Here is an 18,193-nt window from a genome sequence, read left to right as displayed (position 1 = left end):
AATTGGACACCCTGCACCCATGATTCGCGCTTATTGCCCTTGTTCACTTTAATACATAAAGCTTATTGCAGTAGCTTTATACCTGCCCCAGTGGCCTGGTTTATTCCTTTTCTAGGTATCGCCGGGTTTTCATTCTGATGTTCATCTACTAGCTGTACTTCTTCTTAAACATTTTCCAAAATGAAAACACCCGTATCACTTTTATCGAAAAGAGGGTATCTTTTTACTTTTTCTTCTTTTTACTGCCAACTAGCCATAACGTTATTACTAGGGCTTTTAACTACCCTTTCTTCCCAGGCTCAAATTAAACTTTGGGAAAAAACCTTTGGCGGAAACCACAGCGATCAATTAACTATAGTGGAGCAAACCAGCGATGGCGGCTATATAGCGGGTGGGTCTTCCTCCTCGGGCATCGGTGCCGATAAATCTGAACCCAACCGGGGAGAATGTAATACGGATAAGTGCACCACGGATTATTGGGTAATTAAAATAAAACCGGACGGCAGCAAAGCCTGGAATACCACTGTTGGTGGAAATGACGCGGATTATTTAACCGCCATAAAACAAACCAGTGACGGAGGCTATATTCTGGCTGGATACTCTTCCTCCGAGAAATCCGGCGATAAATCCGAAAATAATAAAGGCTCCTATTTTAACCGTGATTACTGGATCGTTAAGTTAAATGCCAGCGGCAAAAAAGTATGGGATAAAACCTTGGGTGGATATGAGAATGATTATTTATATGCTCTCCAACTAACAAATGATGGTGGCTATATTTTGGGAGGTTTTTCTTATTCCGGAAAATCGGGGGATAAAACGCAAGACAACAAGGGCAGCTATGATTATTGGGTGATTAAATTAAAAGCGGATGGCAGCAAGGTGTGGGACAAAACTTTTGGCGGCGGCGAAGCAGATAATCTTTCTTCCTTAATTACTACTCCGGATGGAGGCTATTTACTCGGCGGTCGTTCTAACTCGGATAAAAGTGGGGATAAGAGCGAACCTCGAAAAAGTGATTGTACCGATGGTTTTGGTACTCCCTGCGATGATTATTGGGTAGTTAAAATTTCGGGCCTGGGTACCAAACAATGGGATAAAACTTTCGGTGGAAACCGGGATGATGTTTTGAATGCCTTGGCAGTGGCCCCGGATGGCGGCTACCTGCTGGGAGGACGTTCAGAATCTTCTAAGGGTTTAGATAAAAGCGAACCTAGCCGGGATGCTACCGATGATGATCTTTTAGGCGATTATTGGGTAATTAAAATTGGCACCTCCGGCAACAAAGTATGGGACAAAACTTTTGGTGGGAATGAAAGAGATAACCTGACCTCTATTTTACCAATAAAAGGTGGGGGTTACCTGTTGAGTGGCAATTCCGATTCGGACCGTGGAGGAGACGTGGGTCCACGAAGAGGTATAGGCGATACTTGGCTTATAAGAATAGATGCCCAAGGAAAAAAACTTTGGGATACAAGCGTGGCCAGTGGTTCCCAAATTACTTCTGCTTCCGACGGCAATATCCTGTTGGGTGGTACCTCCGGTTTCTATCCGGCTAATGATTATTGGTTAGTGAAACTTCAGATACCAAATAAAAAAGTACAAACTATTGCCTTTTACCCCCCCGATAAGGCCCTCACCAGTTCCCCGTTTACTCTTTCGGCTAAAGCAAGTTCCGGTTTGCCCGTTACTTTCAAACTTATTTCCGGACCGGCTACCCAAAAAGGAAATCAATTGCACTTTACCGGTTACGGCATAGTGGTGGTAAAAGCTTCTCAGGCGGGTAATACTACTTATAGCCCCGTTGAATTTACCGCTAGTTTTCGGGTACAACGTCTCACTCCCCAAAATGATAAAACCATTGGCGGAAATAGCATCGATAACTTAGCCGATATGGTAGCTACGCCGGATGGCGGTTATTTAATAGGCGGCACCTCTTTTTCGGGTATTTCCGGCGATAAAAGCACCGCTAATAAAGGACTTTCCGATTACTGGCTGGTAAAAACCGATACGAACAAAAAGAAAATTTGGGATAAATCTTTCGGCGGCAAAGGTACTGAAAAACTAGCTACTATTATTTCTACTTCGGACGGCGGTTATTTGCTGGGTGGTACTTCCAGTTCGGGTATAAACGGCGATAAAAGTGAGGCTAGTAAAGGAAATAATGATTATTGGCTGGTAAAAGTAGATGCCTATGGCAATAAACTGTGGAACAAAACCATTGGCGGTAATTTAGATGACAATCTTTCAACTTTAGTGGCCACCACGGATGGCGGTTATGTACTGGGAGGTACTTCTAAATCAGGGAAGAGCGGCGATAAAAGCGAAGAAAATCAAGGTAAAACCGATGAATTTGGCCAAACTCCTACTGACTTCTGGGTAGTAAAGGTAGATAGCAAAGGCAATAAAGTTTGGGATAAAACCCTGGGTAAAGCAACCGATGAAATTCTTACTTCCCTCATTGCTACGCCCGATGGAAATTACCTGGTAGGCGGGCAAAATACAAATAATGAAGGTGGCAATGACTTTTGGTTGGTAAAAATAAACGGTAATGGCAATCAGCTCTGGGATAAAAACTACAACCGGGATTTTTATAATAAACTTACCTCAATGGTTGCTACGCCCGATGGCGGTTATGTACTGGTAGGAATTTCTGGTTTTGAAACCTATGGCTATTGGGCCCTTAAAGTCGACGCTAAAGGAAATTCTGTTTGGAGTAATTTTTTCTTAGGAAATTCTATTTATTGTTTTGCCTGTGAAACAAACTATTCTATTCCGATCGATATTCTGCCTACCTCCAATGATCATTATTTAATAGCGGGTTATTCCTGGTCAAACATTGGATTTGACCGGACCGAAGAAAATAGAGGCAATCAAGATTACTGGCTCGTAGAAATAGATGGAGATGGTAAAAAGATAGCGGATAAAAGTTTCGGTTCCAGCGAATCCGACCAATTAGCGGCCATTATGGCTACTCCCAACGGCGGATATTTACTCGGGGGCCATTCTAATTCTAATATCGGCTACGAAAAAACGGAAAATAGTAAAGGCGATTACGATTTCTGGTTAGTAGAAACCAAAATCAGCGCCTTTCCACCTGCTTCTCTCGCGGCCTGGAACCTGCGTTACGGAGGGAATCAATCCGATTACTTAACCACGGTTCTTCCCACTAACGACGGCGGATATTTGCTCGGCGGTTACTCCAATTCTGGTCAATCAGGCGATAAAAGCCAGAGCAGTTACGGGAAGAGCGACTATTGGGTCGTGAAAACGGATGCAGCAGGTGCCAAACTTTGGGATAGACGATACGGTGGCTCAGGGGAAGATTACCTGAAAAGTATTATCTCCACTAAAGATGGCGGCTTTTTACTGGGCGGAAGTTCCGAATCGGGAATCAACGGCAATAAAACGGCGCCCAATAAAGGAGGCCGGGATATTTGGGTAGTAAAAATAAGCAGCAGCGGGGAAAAAGAATGGGATCGAAGCTATGGCGGTAGCAACACCGAAGATCTTCAGAAAATTATATTATTACCCGATGCCTATTCCGATACTTATTTACTAGCCGGATACAGTGATTCGCCGGTGAGCGGGGATAAAACTCAAGACAGCCAAGGAGGTAAAGATTACTGGTTAGTAAAAATTTATAGTTTTAACGGTGCCATAGGCTGGGATAACCGCTACGGGGGAGCAGACGATGAATATATGGGAGATGTATTAGCCTTGGCCAACGGAGATTTACTGGTGGGCGGCACTTCCTTCTCATCGGCTTCCGGCGATAAAACTCAGGGCAACCAGGGCGGAAGTGATTATTGGCTGCTACGCACGGATAACCAAGGTAAAAAACTCTGGGACAAACGTTACGGCGGTAATAACCAAGATCAGCTTTTAGCAATAGTTAACCCTAGTTTCAACACTATCCTTTTAGCCGGCCATAGTGCTTCCGGAGTAAGCGGGGATAAGAGCCAGGCTAGCCAAGGGAGTAAAGATTACTGGCTGCTGCAAGTGAATAACTTAGGAGAAAAACAATGGGATAAAACTTACGGTGGCGCGGGAGAAGAAACCTTACGTTCGTTGATTACCGATAAAGATGGTGGTTATGTACTTGGGGGAACTTCTTTCTCCGGCAAAAGTGGGGATAAAAGTCAGGCCAGCCAGGGCGCGAGTGATTACTGGATTGTTAAAACTGATGCGGCGGGTAATAAGCTCTGGGACAAACGCTATGGCGGCAGCCAGGAAGAAGAGCTCCGGGCCGTGTGGCCGACCAGTGATGGCGGATATTTGCTGGGCGGGCGGTCAAGTTCGGGCGTAAGCGGCGACCGAGCCCAGCCCAGCCAAGGAGAAAATGATTTCTGGTTAGTGAAAGTAGCTCCGGTAAAAACTATTACGCCGCTGGTAGCTGCCAGGCAGCCGGCCGTTAATCAGGAAGTTACGAACCCCGCTTCACTCCTACCCTTCTCAGCCTATCCGAATCCGTTTGTGCAAGAAGTAACCGTCCGTTTTAGGGTGCCGCAAACGCAAAAAGTTAGTTTAAAGGTGTACGATAGCCAAGGCCGGGAAGTAACCACTTTATTTCAAGGAGAAGCCCTCGCTAATCAAACTTATATGCGTCAATGGCAGGGCAATCATGCATCAGCTGGTATTTACATTCTGCGCCTGCAAACCAAGGATATCCAAAGTAATCAGAAAGTAATACTCACCCGTTAATACGGCTATTGTTTTTAAAAATTAGAGTAAACAAAACCCGGCCAGGTAATTTCTGGCGCTAAAAAGCAGGAAATTACCTGGCCGGATTTTATTTGGATGCTTGGGGCTTAAACCAGCCGGCGTACATCACATAATTATTCGCCGTACGGGCCATATTAGCTATTTGCTCTTCACTAACCAGTTTTACTTTACGGGCGGGAGTGCCTGCGTAAATATACCCGGCTTCGCAAATGGTGTTTTCGAGCACGGTTGCTCCGGCGGCTATAATACAATTTTGTTGTACAACTGCTTTATCCATTACAATGGCCCCCATGCCAATTAATACGTTGTCTTCAATAGTACAGCCGTGCACAATGGCATTATGCCCCACTGATACATTATTGCCAATTACGGTTGCCGCTCGTTCGTAAGTACAATGAATAATGGCTCCATCCTGGATATTCGTTTTATTTCCGATCCGGATGCTGTTTACATCGCCCCTTATAACCGCATTAAACCAAATAGTACAATCTGCCCCAAAAACTACATCACCCACAATGGTAGCATTTTCGGCAATAAAACAATTCTCGCCAAAAGCAGGGAATTTATCTTTAACGGGTAAAAGAAGTGGCACGCTTACTTACGCTTAAATCGTTCAAAATTTATTTAAAGCGAAGCTACAATTATTTGCGCTTATTCTTACGTGCTGACTCCTATTTTGCCTGTATCCTTATTTATAATCTATTTTTTCAATCTCTTCTCAGGCTATACACTTCAATTAAATCAGCAGGAAAGAAGCACTTTTTATTAATATTTTAGGCTAAATACCTGCATTCATGTAAAACTTTCAATCAAGTTTCCTTTTCATAAAAGGTTTTCTAAATTTTTCAAAATAACTTTTTGATAACCAGTCCATTTAAAAATTAATCTTAGCTTTAATACAGTACTAACCTTTAACAATCCATTATGAAAAAACCCTTTACCCCTGACTGGCAAAAGCAGGTTTGCAGTTTAATCCTGGTCTGCGCCTTAAGCGGCAGTGTCGGTAATACCGCCAAAGCTGCTTCCATTTTCTCTCCTACCTCGGGGCTAACCTCAGCCAACAGTAACGGTATCAAAAAAGCAGTTACTTGGACTATTTCGGGTCGGGTTTCCTCCGCTACCGGCGATCCGCTACCCGGCGTAACCGTACTATTAAAAGGAACTTCTACCGGGGCCACTACTGCTCCCAATGGTGAGTATACCTTAACCGTTCCGGAAACAGCCGGTACCATAGTATTTTCTTTTATCGGGTTTGCTACCCAGGAAAAAGCCTTTACCGGGCCAGGTTCCGTTAATGTTACCCTCCTCGAAGACACCAAAGCCCTGCAGGAAGTAGTAGTTACCGGCTATACCGCCCAATCCAAAAAAGACATTACCGGGGCCGTTGCAACCATCGATGCCAAACAATTATTAGCTACTCCTTCTACTAACCTGGGGCAAGCCATGCAAGGCAAAGTGGCCGGAGTAACGGTCGGTAACGAAAATAGTCCGGGTGGGGGCGTAATGGTGCGTATCCGGGGTTTTGGTACCATCAACGATAACTCGCCGCTTTACGTTATCGACGGGGTTCCTACCAAGGGAAATTTAAATACCTTGAACCTAAACGATATTGAGTCGATGCAGATTTTGAAAGATGCTTCGGCGGCTTCGATCTACGGTTCCCGGGCCGGTAACGGGGTAGTAATTGTAACTACTAAAAAAGGGAAAGCCGGTAAGCCCGTGTTTACTTACGATACTTACGTGGGTACGCAACGCCCCGGTAAGTTTTTGGATTTGCTAAATACCCAGGAATACGCGCAACTGGTGTGGGAATCTCGAATAAACGTATTGAGAGCTAACGGTAATAATGGTAATCCAACTCATGCCCAATTTGGGAACGGAGCAGAGCCGGTAATTCCCGACTATATTTTTCCAGCCGGCGCCATGGAAGGTGATCCTAGGGTAGCCCAAGATGCCAGCGGCAAATACATTAACTACAGCAACAACATCGACGATCCTAATTTTAACAAAACCAAATGGCTAATTACCAAAGCCAATAAAACCGGTACTAATTGGATGGACGAAATTTTCGATCCGGCTCCCATTCAGAACCACCAGTTAGGCGTTTCCGGCGGCAATGAAAGCGGCCGGTATGCCATGTCGGTGAATTATTTTAACCAGGAAGGTATTATGCTTTATACTGGTTTTAAACGCTATTCTTTGCGGGCCAATACCGAGTTTAACGTGAACAAACGCATTCGCGTAGGCGAAAACTTCCAGGTAGCCGTTGGCGACCGCATCGTGCAGCCTGGTTCTAATGGTTTCGAAAATAATCCTACTTCTTTTGCTTATCGCATTCAACCGCTTATACCCGTTTACGATGTAGCCGGCAACTTTGCCGGAACCCGTGGTACCGACCTGGATAACTCCAACAACCCGGTAAGTATGTTGTACCGCAATAAAGACAATCACCAAAAAGAAATTCGCCTATTCGGAAATGCTTACGCCGAGGTGGATATCTTAAAAAACTTAACGGCTAAAACCAGTTTTGGGATAGACTACAACTTGTACAATTACCGGAATTATACTTTCCGGGATTATGAATCAGCCGAAGCCAGAGGTTCTAACAGCTTACAAACCACTAACAACTACGAATGGACCTGGACCTGGTTTAACACCTTGGCTTATAACACTACCTTGGGCGAAAATCACCGGTTAAACTTTTTAGTTGGTACCGAAGCCATTAAAGATTATTACGAATTTTTTGATGCATCCCGCACCAACTTTGCTTCCGATGAATTAGATAACCGTTATTTGAGCGGCGGTACCGGGGTACAAACCAACAACGGAGGTGGTTATAACTGGTCCTTAGCCTCGGAGTTTGCCAAAGCCAATTACGCCTTTGCCGATAAATATTTACTCGAAGCCACCATTCGCCGGGACCGTTCTTCCCGCTTTGCTCCGCAATTCCGGACCGCTTATTTTCCGGCGGCCAGCGCGGGTTGGGTGTTCTCCGAAGAAAATTTTGCGGAAAACTGGGGTTCTTGGTTAAGCCGGGCGAAACTACGGGTAGGTTGGGGCCAAACCGGTAACCAGGAAATTGGTAATTACAACTCTATTACCCAGTACGCCACTAACCCTATTACTTCTTTTTACGATTTAGGCGGTACCCGCACTACGGCTATACCCGGTTATGAATTAACGCAATTTGGTAACCCCAACGCCAAATGGGAAACCACCACGGCTACGAACGTGGGCGTAGACCTTTCTTTATTAAACGATAAAATTGATGCTTCCTTTGATTGGTACACCCGTACTACCTCCGACATGCTCTTTCCGGTGCAAGCGCCGCTTACTTCGGGCGTAGCGGTAACTCCGTTCCAAAATATTGGTTCTATGCGCAACCGCGGGGTAGATGCGGCTTTAACTTACAACGGCCAGGCCGCGGAAGGAAAATTAACTTACAGCATTGGCGGTAACCTGAGTACCTACCGGAACGAGGTAATTAAAACCACCGGCGACCCGAATACGCAGTACTTTGGCCTGAATGATGAACGGATCCAGAACATTGTGGTAACCCAGCAAGGTTTTCCTATATCTTCCTTCTTTGGCTATACCATCGATGGTATTTTCCAGAGCGATGACGAAGCAGCGGCGGCTCCTAAAAATAACCTCGGCGTAAATCAAAATAAAGCTGGTCGGTTCCATTACCGCGATGTAAACGGCGATGGCGTAATTGATTCTAAAGATTTATCTATTATCGGCAGTCCGCACCCTGATTTTACCTATGGTATTAACCTGAATGTAAATTATAAAAACTTTGGTTTAAGCGTTTTTGGCCAGGGAGTACAAGGCAACCAGATCTTTAATATGGTGAAATACTTCACCGATTTCCCAACTTTTGGGGGTAACCGCAGCAAGCGCATGTTATACGATTCTTGGCGCCCCGGCAAAACCGATGCTGTGCTGCCGCAGTTAACCTCCAGCGACCAGGTAAGTATTTTGCCTTCCACTTATTACCTCGAAAACGGTTCTTACTTCCGCTTTAAGAACATTCAGCTTACCTATACTTTACCGGGTCCGCTTGTTTCTAAAATCGGTTTAGGTTCGGTGCGGGTGTACGTGCAAGGTCAGAACGTATTTACCTTCACTAAATATTCCGGTATGGATCCCGAAGTGAACCTGCGGAATTATACCTCCGGCAACGACCGCCAAATTGGCGTGGATGGCGGTAATTACCCGATTGCTAAGCAATACCTGGTGGGTTTAAATGTAAGTTTTTAAGGATACTTGATTTAATTTTTGTATAAATCAAACAAGTTTAAAAAAATGAAAAGAAGTATAATTATAGGCAGCGGCATTTTACTCAGTATATTAAGCTCCTGCTCCGATTCGTTTCTGGACGTAAAACCGAAAGCCGCTCTCACGATCGACGCTTTAACCACCAATAAAGGAGTTAATTCCTTATTAGTTAGCGCTTATTCTTTGCTGGATGGCTGGGCTACGCCCGAAGGAGCGTATCGTTCTTACCAGGTAGGGGCCGATAACTGGGTATATGGCAGTGTGGCTTCGGATGATGCGTATAAAGGAACAATAGCCGGCGATCAACCTCCTATTTCTTTAATTGAGCAAGGGAATATCTCTTCGGATAATATTTATTTCCGGGGCAAGTGGCGGGGAATGTACGACGGGATTGCCCGCACCAACGATGTTTTACAAACTTTAGCGAAAGTTACCGATGTTACCGATGCCGAACGTTTGCAAATTACGGCTGAAGCCCGGTTTTTACGGGGACATTACCACTTCGAACTGAAGAAAATGTTTAACATGGTGCCGTACATCGACGAAACCATCTACAACCCCAACGATCTGGAAAGCACCAAAAAACCCAATACCGAAGATATTTGGCCTAAAATTATGGCCGATTTAACTTTTGCGTACGAGAACCTGCCGGTAAAGCAAACGCAAGTGGGTAGAGCAAGTAAATGGGCCGCGGGTGCCACCATGGCCAAAGCCTATTTATTCCAGAAAAAATACGCCGAAGCAAAGACTTTGCTCGATGCTATTGTCGCCAGCAACCAATTCCGGTTAATGGACCGTTACCACGATAATTTCCGGGCGGTAACCAACAACAACGCCGAGTCTATTTTTGAAGTGCAATACTCCGTGAACGATGGGGCTTCCGGCGGCGAAAACGGCAATATTGGTTCTACCTTAAATTATCCGTACGGCGGTGGTGGCGTTACCACTTGCTGCGGTTTCTTCCAGCCTTCACAAAACCTGGTGAATGCCTTTAAAACCGGAGCCGATGGCTTACCCCTACTGGATACCTTTAACAACGAAGACGTAACCAGCGACCAGGGCATTGAAGCTACGCAACCTTTTACGCCTTATAACGGCACCGTAGACCCCCGCCTCGATTGGACGGTTGGCCGCCGGGGCATTCCGTTCCTGGACTGGGGCGTGCATCCGGGCAAAACCTACGTGCGCGACCAAGCCTACGGTGGTCCTTACTCGCCGAAAAAACACGTTATGTACCGTTCCGATGTGGGCACCAATACCTTTGCCGGCAACCCGCGCTTAAACGCGAATAATTACCGCCTGATCCGGTATTCGCACGTATTATTGTGGTTAGCCGAAGTGGAAACAGAGTTGGGCAATCTGGAAGCCGCCCGTGGCTACGTCAACCAAATCAGAAGAAGAGCCGCTAACCCCGACGGTTATGTAAAAAATGCGGATGGTACACCAGCCGCCCAATACGTTATCAACGAGTATAGTGCTCCCTGGACCGATCAGGCCGTAGCCCGGAAAGCCGTGCAGTTTGAAGAGCGCCTGGAATTTGGGATGGAAGGCCACCGCCGGTTTGATTTAGTCCGTTGGGGCATTGCCGCCGTAACCCTGAACAACTACTACGCCACCGAATCGAAGAAGCGATCTTACCTGGCCGGCGTGCAGTTTGTGCCGGGTAAACACGAATACTTCCCCATTCCGCTGCAGGAAATATTTAACAGCAAGGTAAACGGACAAAATACTTTAACCCAAAACCCCGGCTATTAAAAATTTCCCACTTTCACAAAAAAGGCTCGTTACTTAAACGAGCCTTTTTTATTAATGCTAATCACCAAAAAAGTTTTCCAAAATAAATCTAATTTCAACATCCGCCTGAGCGTACTATATTATACCGACCAGAAACAAAATAGATTCTATTATAAATGCAACTACCGTTATTTAGCAGAAACAGTAGCTAAGTAAAACTGACACCAGTTTGGCGGTGGAGGGCCTTCTAAGGTTCCGGTGCTTTAGCATTCCGACGTGTAGGGGCGTGCTGCGCACGTTCCCGCCCGGAAGAGCCAAACGAGGCCCGCCGGCCACGAGGCAAACGGGTTACCGTTCCATCGCATCAGCGCCAATGAATGGAGACTTGAAAAGGCTCCAAGTAAAAGCAGTTAACGATTTCTTTCCCCTTTTTACAAATTTCTATCTAGTAATAAATATGATAGCTTGTAAAAGCCCAATTCAGCCACTGCCACATTCTAAAAAACCTCTCTCACCAAAAAACTCTAAAATAAGGCCGGTGTACTAACGGCGAAAATGCCCAGGGTATAGACGAAAAAATAAGAATCAGCCCAATGGTAAACCAAATCGCCATAGTTTTAAATTTTTCTTTGTCGGTAGTTAAGCGTTTCACTTTACTCGAACCTATGGTAATTAAAACAAGAGCTAGAAACATGACGGAACTGTGCTCCATACCAAAAAACCGGAATTCTCGCTGATGAACGGCATCTTTAAAATAATGCAAAAAATAAGTGGTTAACGGACTCAGGTAATACAAAAAAAGCCCGAGTAGTATTTGAATATGCGCCAAGCTGGTGGCGATGTTCCGGATAGAATTATCGGTTCGGGTAAATGTTTTATTCGTGAACCAACCTTTATACGCCGTAAAAATCGCTAAAAGCAAACTTGCTAAAACCAACCACCGCACCCAGGAGTGCAAAGCTAACAAAGTAGGATACATGCCCGAATTGATTAAGATTTTTTAAGTACCCCTAGATACGTATTGTAAACTAGAAAGCCAAAGAAAAAGCTTAGCGGTACTGCTATTGACAAATGAACCTTAATCAAGTAAATTTTTCCGAAGTATTATACCTGTATATCACCTGAATTTCAATAATACCGCCTTTGCTGCCTCTTTTACTTTGAAATCATTTACCTTTAGTATTCAGCCCCTGGAGGTTTTAACCCAACCAAGTACCACTTAACAGCAATCATAATGACAACCTTAAAGTTAAAACTAACAGATACGAACTTAGACCAACTGGTAAATTACTTAATTAAGGATGGAAAATTTGATTACGAAAACCACGGCGAAGATATGTCCATTCTTATAAGTAACAATCTTCTTCTGATAGACCTGACCGCTCACCTGAACATAGTCATTTTAAAAAAAGCAGCTTCATTCATTTACATTGATATTATAAGCGGGGGTGGGGAAGATAGTCTGTTGAGTCTGGCGGAGAAAGGATATGCGCAATCAAATGCCAGATTAATCCATGATTACGCCGAATTGTACGAATTGCCAGTGGAGCCAATATAAAATTCTAACCGTTTTTATGCCGTTGTCCTAAGTATTTTGGTAACGAGATATGTTAAGAAAAGAGCCATCCTGAAAAGGCCCCTTCGGAGGTACGACTGTTAAGTAATTGCTGGGCTTAACAATCAACCACCCCCAACCCCTCCTTATCCAAGGCGGGGAGCTTTTGTTTACAAACTTTGGCTTAAAATTTAATTTTAAGAAGGTTTTGCGTTCTAAAGAAATTACCAAAGAGAAATTACCAAAGAGAAATAACAAACCAGATCTGGCACATGGAAATTGGTAAATGTAAAAAAGCTCCTCACCTTGGATAAGGAGAGGTTGAGGGTAGTGGATTGTCCAGTTAAGAAGATAGTCCCCCTTCGAAGGAGGTTAGGGATGATTACATTATCCTGCCAAAAACAACAACCTACATAAGTATTAAGCTAACTGACTTCCCTGTTTTACCTGAGGCATTAAAAAGTAATTTGAATAATCCGTATAATCGGCGAAAATCCGCGATTCAGGTAATTGCCTGTTTTAGCAACCGCTTCCAGGTGCCTTTTTGCCAATTGTATTTAAGTGTGCTGGGCAAGGCTTTCCAGAAATAAGAATTTAACTCAACGGCAAAACTAGGCTGCATGTAACAATTAATGGTGCAACCTTCACAAGCCGGCAAACGCCCCTCTAATGCAATTAGCTGCCGTACCTCCTCGGATTGGTATAATTTTTTTAAATTCCCGTCAATCGGAAAATTCTGCTGGCCCAAATGGTAGCAAGGTAAAATTAATTCATTTTCCGGCGAAATAACCAGCGTAGTGCTGGCGGCTTTGCAAACCGGAGCGGTAATATGATTGCCACCCTCCCGCCGCAACTGCATAAAAGCTTCGTTTAGATATACGTTCCGACGCTTGCCAAATGTCGAAAGATAATTTAGTTCATTGAGAGTTAAAGGTGCGCCGGTTTCAACGGTATTGTACGAAAAGGCCGGATTCAGGAGCAGCATTAAATGGTTAGGCAAAGCTATCTCAGTATACACCCGTTCTACCTGGTCGATATTTTCGCTGAAAACGGTGAACAAAATATCGGGCCGTTCGCCTAAAGCTTTCGCTATTTGAATTGACTCTTGCACAAAATCAAAACAAGCTACTCCCCTGCCCTGGTCGTGTAAGTCTTTATCGGCCGCATCCAGCGAAAAATGCAGCATATCTACTTTCCCTCGTAAGCGCTCCGCCCATTTAGGATATAACAGGCAATTAGTAGTAAGCGTGGTAATAAAACCCAGGTCGTGTGCCAGCCCTAAAAACTGATCTATTTGCTGGTGCAGCAAAGGTTCGCCGCCGGTAAAATCTACTACCCGCACGCCGAGTTCCCGTAAATCCCGCAGGTTTTGCTCTACATCGGCTAATTTAATGTACGGCGATGGCTTTTCCCAGATATCACAGAACGAACACCGGGCATTACAGCGGTACGTCACGTAATAATTGCACAAAACCGGATGATGAACAAGGCGCATGTTAGGGGCTGCAGGTTGCAAGTTACAGGTTGCAAGTTACAGGTTAAATTGAGTTTAAAGGTTGAAAAGTAGGAAGGTTATAAAGTTGAAAAAAATTTAGCGAAATCGCGGATTTCTGAGCAAGCAGGCCGTAACCTATAACTTCGGGGAACAAGGTGAATTTTTATTATTTTAGGAATAAAAATCTATTGCGTATTCCCGAAAGTTTATCTAAGTTTGCAACCCAATCGTAAAACAATGGCCGCGGATTTACTGCCGTTTAACCCAGCCTGGCTTACGAAAGGAAGCTACAAATTGCCCAGATGGCGGAATTGGTAGACGCGTTGGTCTCAAACACCAATAACTTCACGGTTGTGCCGGTTCGACCCCGGCTCTGGGTACTTATAACAAAAAAGCCTTGTAAATAATTGATTTGCAAGGCTTTTTGTTTGTAAAAATTGACTCAAAAATAACTTTCCTATAAATAAAAATACCATCCTAAAAACTTCAGATAGTTTTAAAGTGGCATCTGGTCCACTGATTTATCTAGCGATACAAAGATAATAATTCGGGGATATATTCCGGAAATTTCGAACTATTTCCTATAGTTAACTTAAGATTATCTTAAATTAACTATAGAAACTTTTAGCTTAATTGAAGAAATGCTTATATTTAGAAGGGGTACATAGTCTATCTTTCAATTATTGTAAAATCTAATTAATGTCATTTGAACTTAAAGGGTATAAAATTTTCATTGCTTCTCCTGGAAATCTTAAAAAAGAACGCGATAGTTTTAAAAAGGCAATTGAAAATTATAATACCAAGGAAGCTAAACGCAGAGGAGTAATATTTGAAGCAATACGTTACGAAGAAATGCCTGCTGGTATGGGAAGAGCTCAGGCTCGCATTAATGAGGAAATAAGAAAGTGTGATTATTTTATAATGGTATTACATGATCGATGGGGTTCTAATCCCGGTAAAAATGCATATAATGCAACCTCCGGAACTGAGGAAGAATTTAATGTGGCAAGGGAATGCTATGATAGTAAAGAATTCCCAATGAGAGATATTATTGTATTGTTTAAGTCCATTAGTAACGCTAATCAGTTAAGTGATGCGGGTCCCCAGTTAAAAAAAGTATTAGCTTTTAGAAAGAAATTTGAGACTACTGAGAAAATACTTGGCTATGGTACCTTTACTACTACACGTGAATTCAATAATATACTTGAAAATCATTTAGCAATATGGATAAATGATTTAACTGATCTACCAAAGAGTGACAAAATAATTAGCACGCCTACTACTTCAAAAATCATAGACGCCAGTTATGTACCCAATGTTACTACACCTGAAGAAAAAATTTCTAGTTATAGGTTAAATGTAACCACTGAGATAGTTGAAGGAATAACAAATGCTTGGCAACTTGCTGACAATGGGCAATTAGTACAAGCTGAAATTGAATTTTCTAAAGCATTAGTTAATGAGCCTGGTGTATTCCAGCTACTAAATTATGCTAATTTTTTAACTAGGATTGGCCGTATTGATCAAGCGCTGCACATGGTACAAAAAGTACTAAAGTTAACTCGTGATTCAAAAGACAATTTAAACGAAGCATATGCATTGAAAACTTTAGGAAATCTTCTTCAAGACAGAGGAGATTGGCAAGAATCCGAACAGATGTATAACAAGGCATTAGAAATCTATGAAAAGTTAAATAATTATGAAGGTACTGCTTCTAGTCTCAATAGTTTAGGTATAGTTCATCTAGCCAAAGGGGATTGGTCCATTGCTGAACAAATGTATAGGAAGGCATTAAAATTTTACGAAACGATTGAGAACCAGGAAGGGATTGCAGCTTGTCTTGGCAACTTAGCGAATCTTCTTACAAATCAAGGTAAAATTCTAGAAGCCATTGAACTGTATTCTCAAAGTTTAGAAATCTACCATCAACTCGGAAATCTAACAGGAATGGCTTCAACCTATGGAAGTTTAGGAAACCTTTATATCGATGGTATTGACTTGTCCAAAGCCGAGCAGATTTTTAAAAATAGCTTAGAGATTGAAGAAAAACTTGGAAGACAAGAAGGCATAGCTGCGAATTATGGTAGTTTGGCAAAAATTTTAGTATACAAAGAAGATTTTGTGGGAGCTGAAGAGATGCTTAACAAATCTTTGATTATTCACCAACAACTCGGAGATTCTGAAAGCCTTGGTTTAGATTATGTAAATCTAGCAATGACACTCCAAGCTAAAGATGACTTTCGTCAAACCAAGGTTAATTTAAATAGAATAGAAGAGCTGCTTAATAAGGCTTTAGTTTTAAACCAAAAGCTTGGAAGCCGTGAAGGCTTAGCACTTGTTTATGGGAATTTCGGAATAATCTTTCAGAAAAAGGAGGAATTTGATAAAGCCAAAGAAATGATTAAAAAAAGTCTGCAAATTGAAAAAGAACTTGGAAGAAAAAGCGGTATAGCAAGTGATTATGGAAATTTAGGAAATATACTACGAAAACAAGAAGAGTATGCGGATGCAGAAGAGATGTTCACAAAAGCTATCGAAATCAACATAGAAATAGAAAATTATGAAAGCCTAATTAAGAACTATATTGGTTTAAAAGATGCTCTCTACGAGCAAAAAAAATTTATAGAGGCTCAAGAGACACATATAAAGATTTTAGAGCTTATTAAAAAGCTCAGAGGGTAAATAAGCTTGATGGGTCATACTATTTTAATAAAGCTATTATGCGCAAAATATTAGAAGATTTTATGGCCATGCTCGTATCCTCGGAAGAGGAAGGCTCCAAGTTCACCAATAAGTAACTGCTGTTTTATGGGGTAATTGGCTTTAAGATTGTGTTTCAATAAGGGTTTTTCTTTTCTCTTTCTGCTATAGCCTTTCTTTCTTGATTCACCTGGGTGTAGATTTGTTGTAATCTGTCCATTGAAACACCTTGGTTTTCTAGCTGCATCGAGCCATAAACGGATTTAATCACCATTGACCGTACAAATTCCTCATCTTGCAATTGGCTATACTTCTCTCTTAATTTCACGATTTTGATTTACAATTAACCTATTTAAACAAATACTGAATAAGGCTGCTTTTATAAAAAGATTATAATCAGATTCTTTCGTTCAGTATATGTATGAATTTTCATACATATATAGACTTATATACTACAAGATGTACACTTATTGTTTCAGTATTTTGTAAAATTAAGATGCTATTTTGTTGATCTTAAATAAATAGAATCAGATGACAATTTCCCCCATTAGAACCGAGCATGATTACCAAGAAGCCATTAAGCACTTGGATAAGTTGCTTGACATGGACCCCGAACCAGGCTCCGAGTTAGATGATGCGCTGGAAGTACTTACTACTTTAGTGCATGCTTATGAACAAAAGCATTACTCCATTGAACTACCCGATCCGATTGATGCTATTAAATATATTATGGAAGAAAAGGGTTGGAGCAATAAAGATTTAGAGCCATTTATTGGGCCTAAATCCCGCGTATCGGAAATATTAAACCGAAAGAGATACTTTACCATTCAACAGATTTACCGCCTGCACAAGCATTTAGGTTTGCCCTTGGAAGTATTTATAAACGAGCAAGTTTTAGCAGCGGCGTAAAAAAAACTCCAGCAATATCTGCTGGGATTTTCTTTTATACTCTGAGTACTAGTCTTACATTCTAAGGTTTATTTACGGCATATTAATTTGCTAATGGCACTCTAGCGACCATTAAAAAGCTAGGGCAAGTAGTTTACAGATGATAAAAATATAAAAATTATGATGAATGTTAACCTTTTAACCCGGCGAGTAGCTTTAAGTATTCTGTTTTGTTTCGCGCTGGCTTTTTCGGCTAACGCTCAAAAACAAACCTTAATCGGTTTGAATGTAAACGGTGAGCTTTACCCAGGCTCCTTCCGGCCAACATTTGGTTAACAGCAGAAAAACAACGCACGAAACACAGCGGTGGAGAAACCGGCCTGTTTTATCGTACAGAACTCACCATTGGTAACATAACTCAAACAGGCCCTAGTGGTTCGCAATCTTATCATTTTATTGTTTCGCAACGGCGCCTGGTTTTGCCTCTTTTATATAAGTACTATTCCAGAATACTTAATTTTTCAGTTGGTCCCACCTTTGATTACTACCTAGGATGGCGGCAAAAAGAATCGGGCTCGCTAGTTGAGGTGGAGAATTTTAAAGTAAACCCGAAGGTTAGAATTGGTTTCTTAGCCAAAGTGAGCCGCGTTATTCCTTTAAACCAGCAATTTATTCTGGAACCCGAAATTCGCTTTGGCTCTGTTCAGACCTTAGAAGAAGCGGGCTTAGGAATTGGTATTGCTGGAAAATACCGGTTTTAGATTAAAATTCTTCCTTCTATTATTGCTTTTCTTTCCTGACAAGTTAGCCTTCATTAA

General features: G+C 42.5%; 12 protein-coding genes and 1 tRNA gene. 9 read left to right on the top strand and 4 right to left on the bottom strand.

What is annotated here, in order from left to right:
• Window positions 1-180 precede the first annotated feature (180 nt).
• Window positions 181-4,701 (top strand): T9SS type A sorting domain-containing protein, encoded by a 4,521-nt coding sequence (locus AHMF7605_RS26050; protein WP_106932878.1) that lies wholly within the window; start codon window positions 181-183, stop codon window positions 4,699-4,701.
• 88 nt (window positions 4,702-4,789) lie between these two features.
• Here AHMF7605_RS26050 and AHMF7605_RS26045 read toward each other — a convergent pair whose 3' ends face one another.
• Window positions 4,790-5,314 (bottom strand): gamma carbonic anhydrase family protein, encoded by a 525-nt coding sequence (locus AHMF7605_RS26045; RefSeq protein WP_106932877.1) that lies wholly within the window; start codon window positions 5,312-5,314, stop codon window positions 4,790-4,792.
• Window positions 5,315-5,646: 332 nt separating this feature from the next.
• On the opposite strand from AHMF7605_RS26045, the gene AHMF7605_RS26040 reads away from it, so the two are divergent.
• On the top strand, window positions 5,647-8,985 hold the full coding sequence (locus AHMF7605_RS26040) for a SusC/RagA family TonB-linked outer membrane protein (protein WP_106932876.1): 3,339 nt from the start codon (window positions 5,647-5,649) through the stop codon (window positions 8,983-8,985).
• Window positions 8,986-9,030: 45 nt separating this feature from the next.
• Window positions 9,031-10,758 carry a RagB/SusD family nutrient uptake outer membrane protein gene (locus AHMF7605_RS26035; RefSeq protein WP_106932875.1) on the top strand — a complete coding sequence of 576 codons (1,728 nt, stop codon included), beginning with the start codon at window positions 9,031-9,033 and terminating at the stop codon, window positions 10,756-10,758.
• Window positions 10,759-11,248: 490 nt separating this feature from the next.
• Here AHMF7605_RS26035 and AHMF7605_RS26030 read toward each other — a convergent pair whose 3' ends face one another.
• On the bottom strand, window positions 11,249-11,716 hold the full coding sequence (locus AHMF7605_RS26030) for a hypothetical protein (protein ID WP_106932874.1): 468 nt from the start codon (window positions 11,714-11,716) through the stop codon (window positions 11,249-11,251).
• A 255-nt stretch (window positions 11,717-11,971) separates the two neighbouring features.
• On the opposite strand from AHMF7605_RS26030, the gene AHMF7605_RS26025 reads away from it, so the two are divergent.
• Window positions 11,972-12,295 (top strand): hypothetical protein, encoded by a 324-nt coding sequence (locus AHMF7605_RS26025; protein ID WP_106932873.1) that lies wholly within the window; start codon window positions 11,972-11,974, stop codon window positions 12,293-12,295.
• A gap of 499 nt (window positions 12,296-12,794) precedes the next feature.
• On the opposite strand, the gene AHMF7605_RS26020 is transcribed toward AHMF7605_RS26025, so the two are convergent.
• Entirely contained in the window at window positions 12,795-13,787 is a 993-nt protein-coding gene (locus tag AHMF7605_RS26020) for a radical SAM protein (protein WP_106932872.1), read from the bottom strand.
• A 296-nt stretch (window positions 13,788-14,083) separates the two neighbouring features.
• On the opposite strand from AHMF7605_RS26020, the gene AHMF7605_RS26015 reads away from it, so the two are divergent.
• A tRNA-Leu gene (locus tag AHMF7605_RS26015) sits at window positions 14,084-14,167 on the top strand.
• A gap of 319 nt (window positions 14,168-14,486) precedes the next feature.
• Window positions 14,487-16,469 carry a tetratricopeptide repeat protein gene (locus AHMF7605_RS26010; RefSeq protein ID WP_106932871.1) on the top strand — a complete coding sequence of 661 codons (1,983 nt, stop codon included), beginning with the start codon at window positions 14,487-14,489 and terminating at the stop codon, window positions 16,467-16,469.
• A 154-nt stretch (window positions 16,470-16,623) separates the two neighbouring features.
• Here the strand turns inward: AHMF7605_RS26010 and AHMF7605_RS26005 are convergent, their stop codons facing one another.
• Window positions 16,624-16,815 carry a hypothetical protein gene (locus tag AHMF7605_RS26005; RefSeq protein WP_106932870.1) on the bottom strand — a complete coding sequence of 64 codons (192 nt, stop codon included), beginning with the start codon at window positions 16,813-16,815 and terminating at the stop codon, window positions 16,624-16,626.
• 203 nt (window positions 16,816-17,018) lie between these two features.
• Here AHMF7605_RS26005 and AHMF7605_RS26000 point away from each other — a divergent pair, with 203 nt between their 5' ends.
• The 3 genes from AHMF7605_RS26000 to AHMF7605_RS29980 all read left to right on the top strand — a co-directional run bounded on the left by AHMF7605_RS26000 (window position 17,019) and on the right by AHMF7605_RS29980 (window position 18,136).
• The gene (locus tag AHMF7605_RS26000) at window positions 17,019-17,396 is read left to right on the top strand and encodes a helix-turn-helix domain-containing protein (protein WP_106932869.1); all 378 of its coding nucleotides are present in this window, start codon (window positions 17,019-17,021) and stop codon (window positions 17,394-17,396) included.
• A 159-nt stretch (window positions 17,397-17,555) separates the two neighbouring features.
• The gene (locus tag AHMF7605_RS29985) at window positions 17,556-17,711 is read left to right on the top strand and encodes a hypothetical protein (RefSeq protein ID WP_158267624.1); all 156 of its coding nucleotides are present in this window, start codon (window positions 17,556-17,558) and stop codon (window positions 17,709-17,711) included.
• 251 nt (window positions 17,712-17,962) lie between these two features.
• Complete coding sequence (locus AHMF7605_RS29980) at window positions 17,963-18,136, top strand: hypothetical protein (protein ID WP_158267623.1); 174 nt, start codon at window positions 17,963-17,965, stop codon at window positions 18,134-18,136.
• The last annotated feature ends 57 nt before the right edge of the window (window positions 18,137-18,193 follow it).

The sequence above is a fragment of the Adhaeribacter arboris genome (assembly GCF_003023845.1).
In the GTDB taxonomy this organism is placed as follows: Bacteria; Bacteroidota; Bacteroidia; order Cytophagales; family Hymenobacteraceae; genus Adhaeribacter; species Adhaeribacter arboris.
The sequence above is the reverse complement of the archived record's forward strand: the minus strand, read 5'-3'. Positions and strand labels throughout refer to the sequence as shown.

Coding starts and splice junctions, on each gene's coding strand:
- AHMF7605_RS26050 (WP_106932878.1), top strand. CDS start 181: ATGAAAACACCCGTATCACTTTTATCGAAAAGAGGGTATCTTTTTACT.
- AHMF7605_RS26040 (WP_106932876.1), top strand. CDS start 5,647: ATGAAAAAACCCTTTACCCCTGACTGGCAAAAGCAGGTTTGCAGTTTA.
- AHMF7605_RS26035 (WP_106932875.1), top strand. CDS start 9,031: ATGAAAAGAAGTATAATTATAGGCAGCGGCATTTTACTCAGTATATTA.
- AHMF7605_RS26030 (WP_106932874.1), bottom strand. CDS start 11,716: ATGTATCCTACTTTGTTAGCTTTGCACTCCTGGGTGCGGTGGTTGGTT.
- AHMF7605_RS26025 (WP_106932873.1), top strand. CDS start 11,972: ATGACAACCTTAAAGTTAAAACTAACAGATACGAACTTAGACCAACTG.
- AHMF7605_RS26020 (WP_106932872.1), bottom strand. CDS start 13,787: ATGCGCCTTGTTCATCATCCGGTTTTGTGCAATTATTACGTGACGTAC.
- AHMF7605_RS26010 (WP_106932871.1), top strand. CDS start 14,487: ATGTCATTTGAACTTAAAGGGTATAAAATTTTCATTGCTTCTCCTGGA.
- AHMF7605_RS26000 (WP_106932869.1), top strand. CDS start 17,019: ATGACAATTTCCCCCATTAGAACCGAGCATGATTACCAAGAAGCCATT.
- AHMF7605_RS29985 (WP_158267624.1), top strand. CDS start 17,556: ATGATGAATGTTAACCTTTTAACCCGGCGAGTAGCTTTAAGTATTCTG.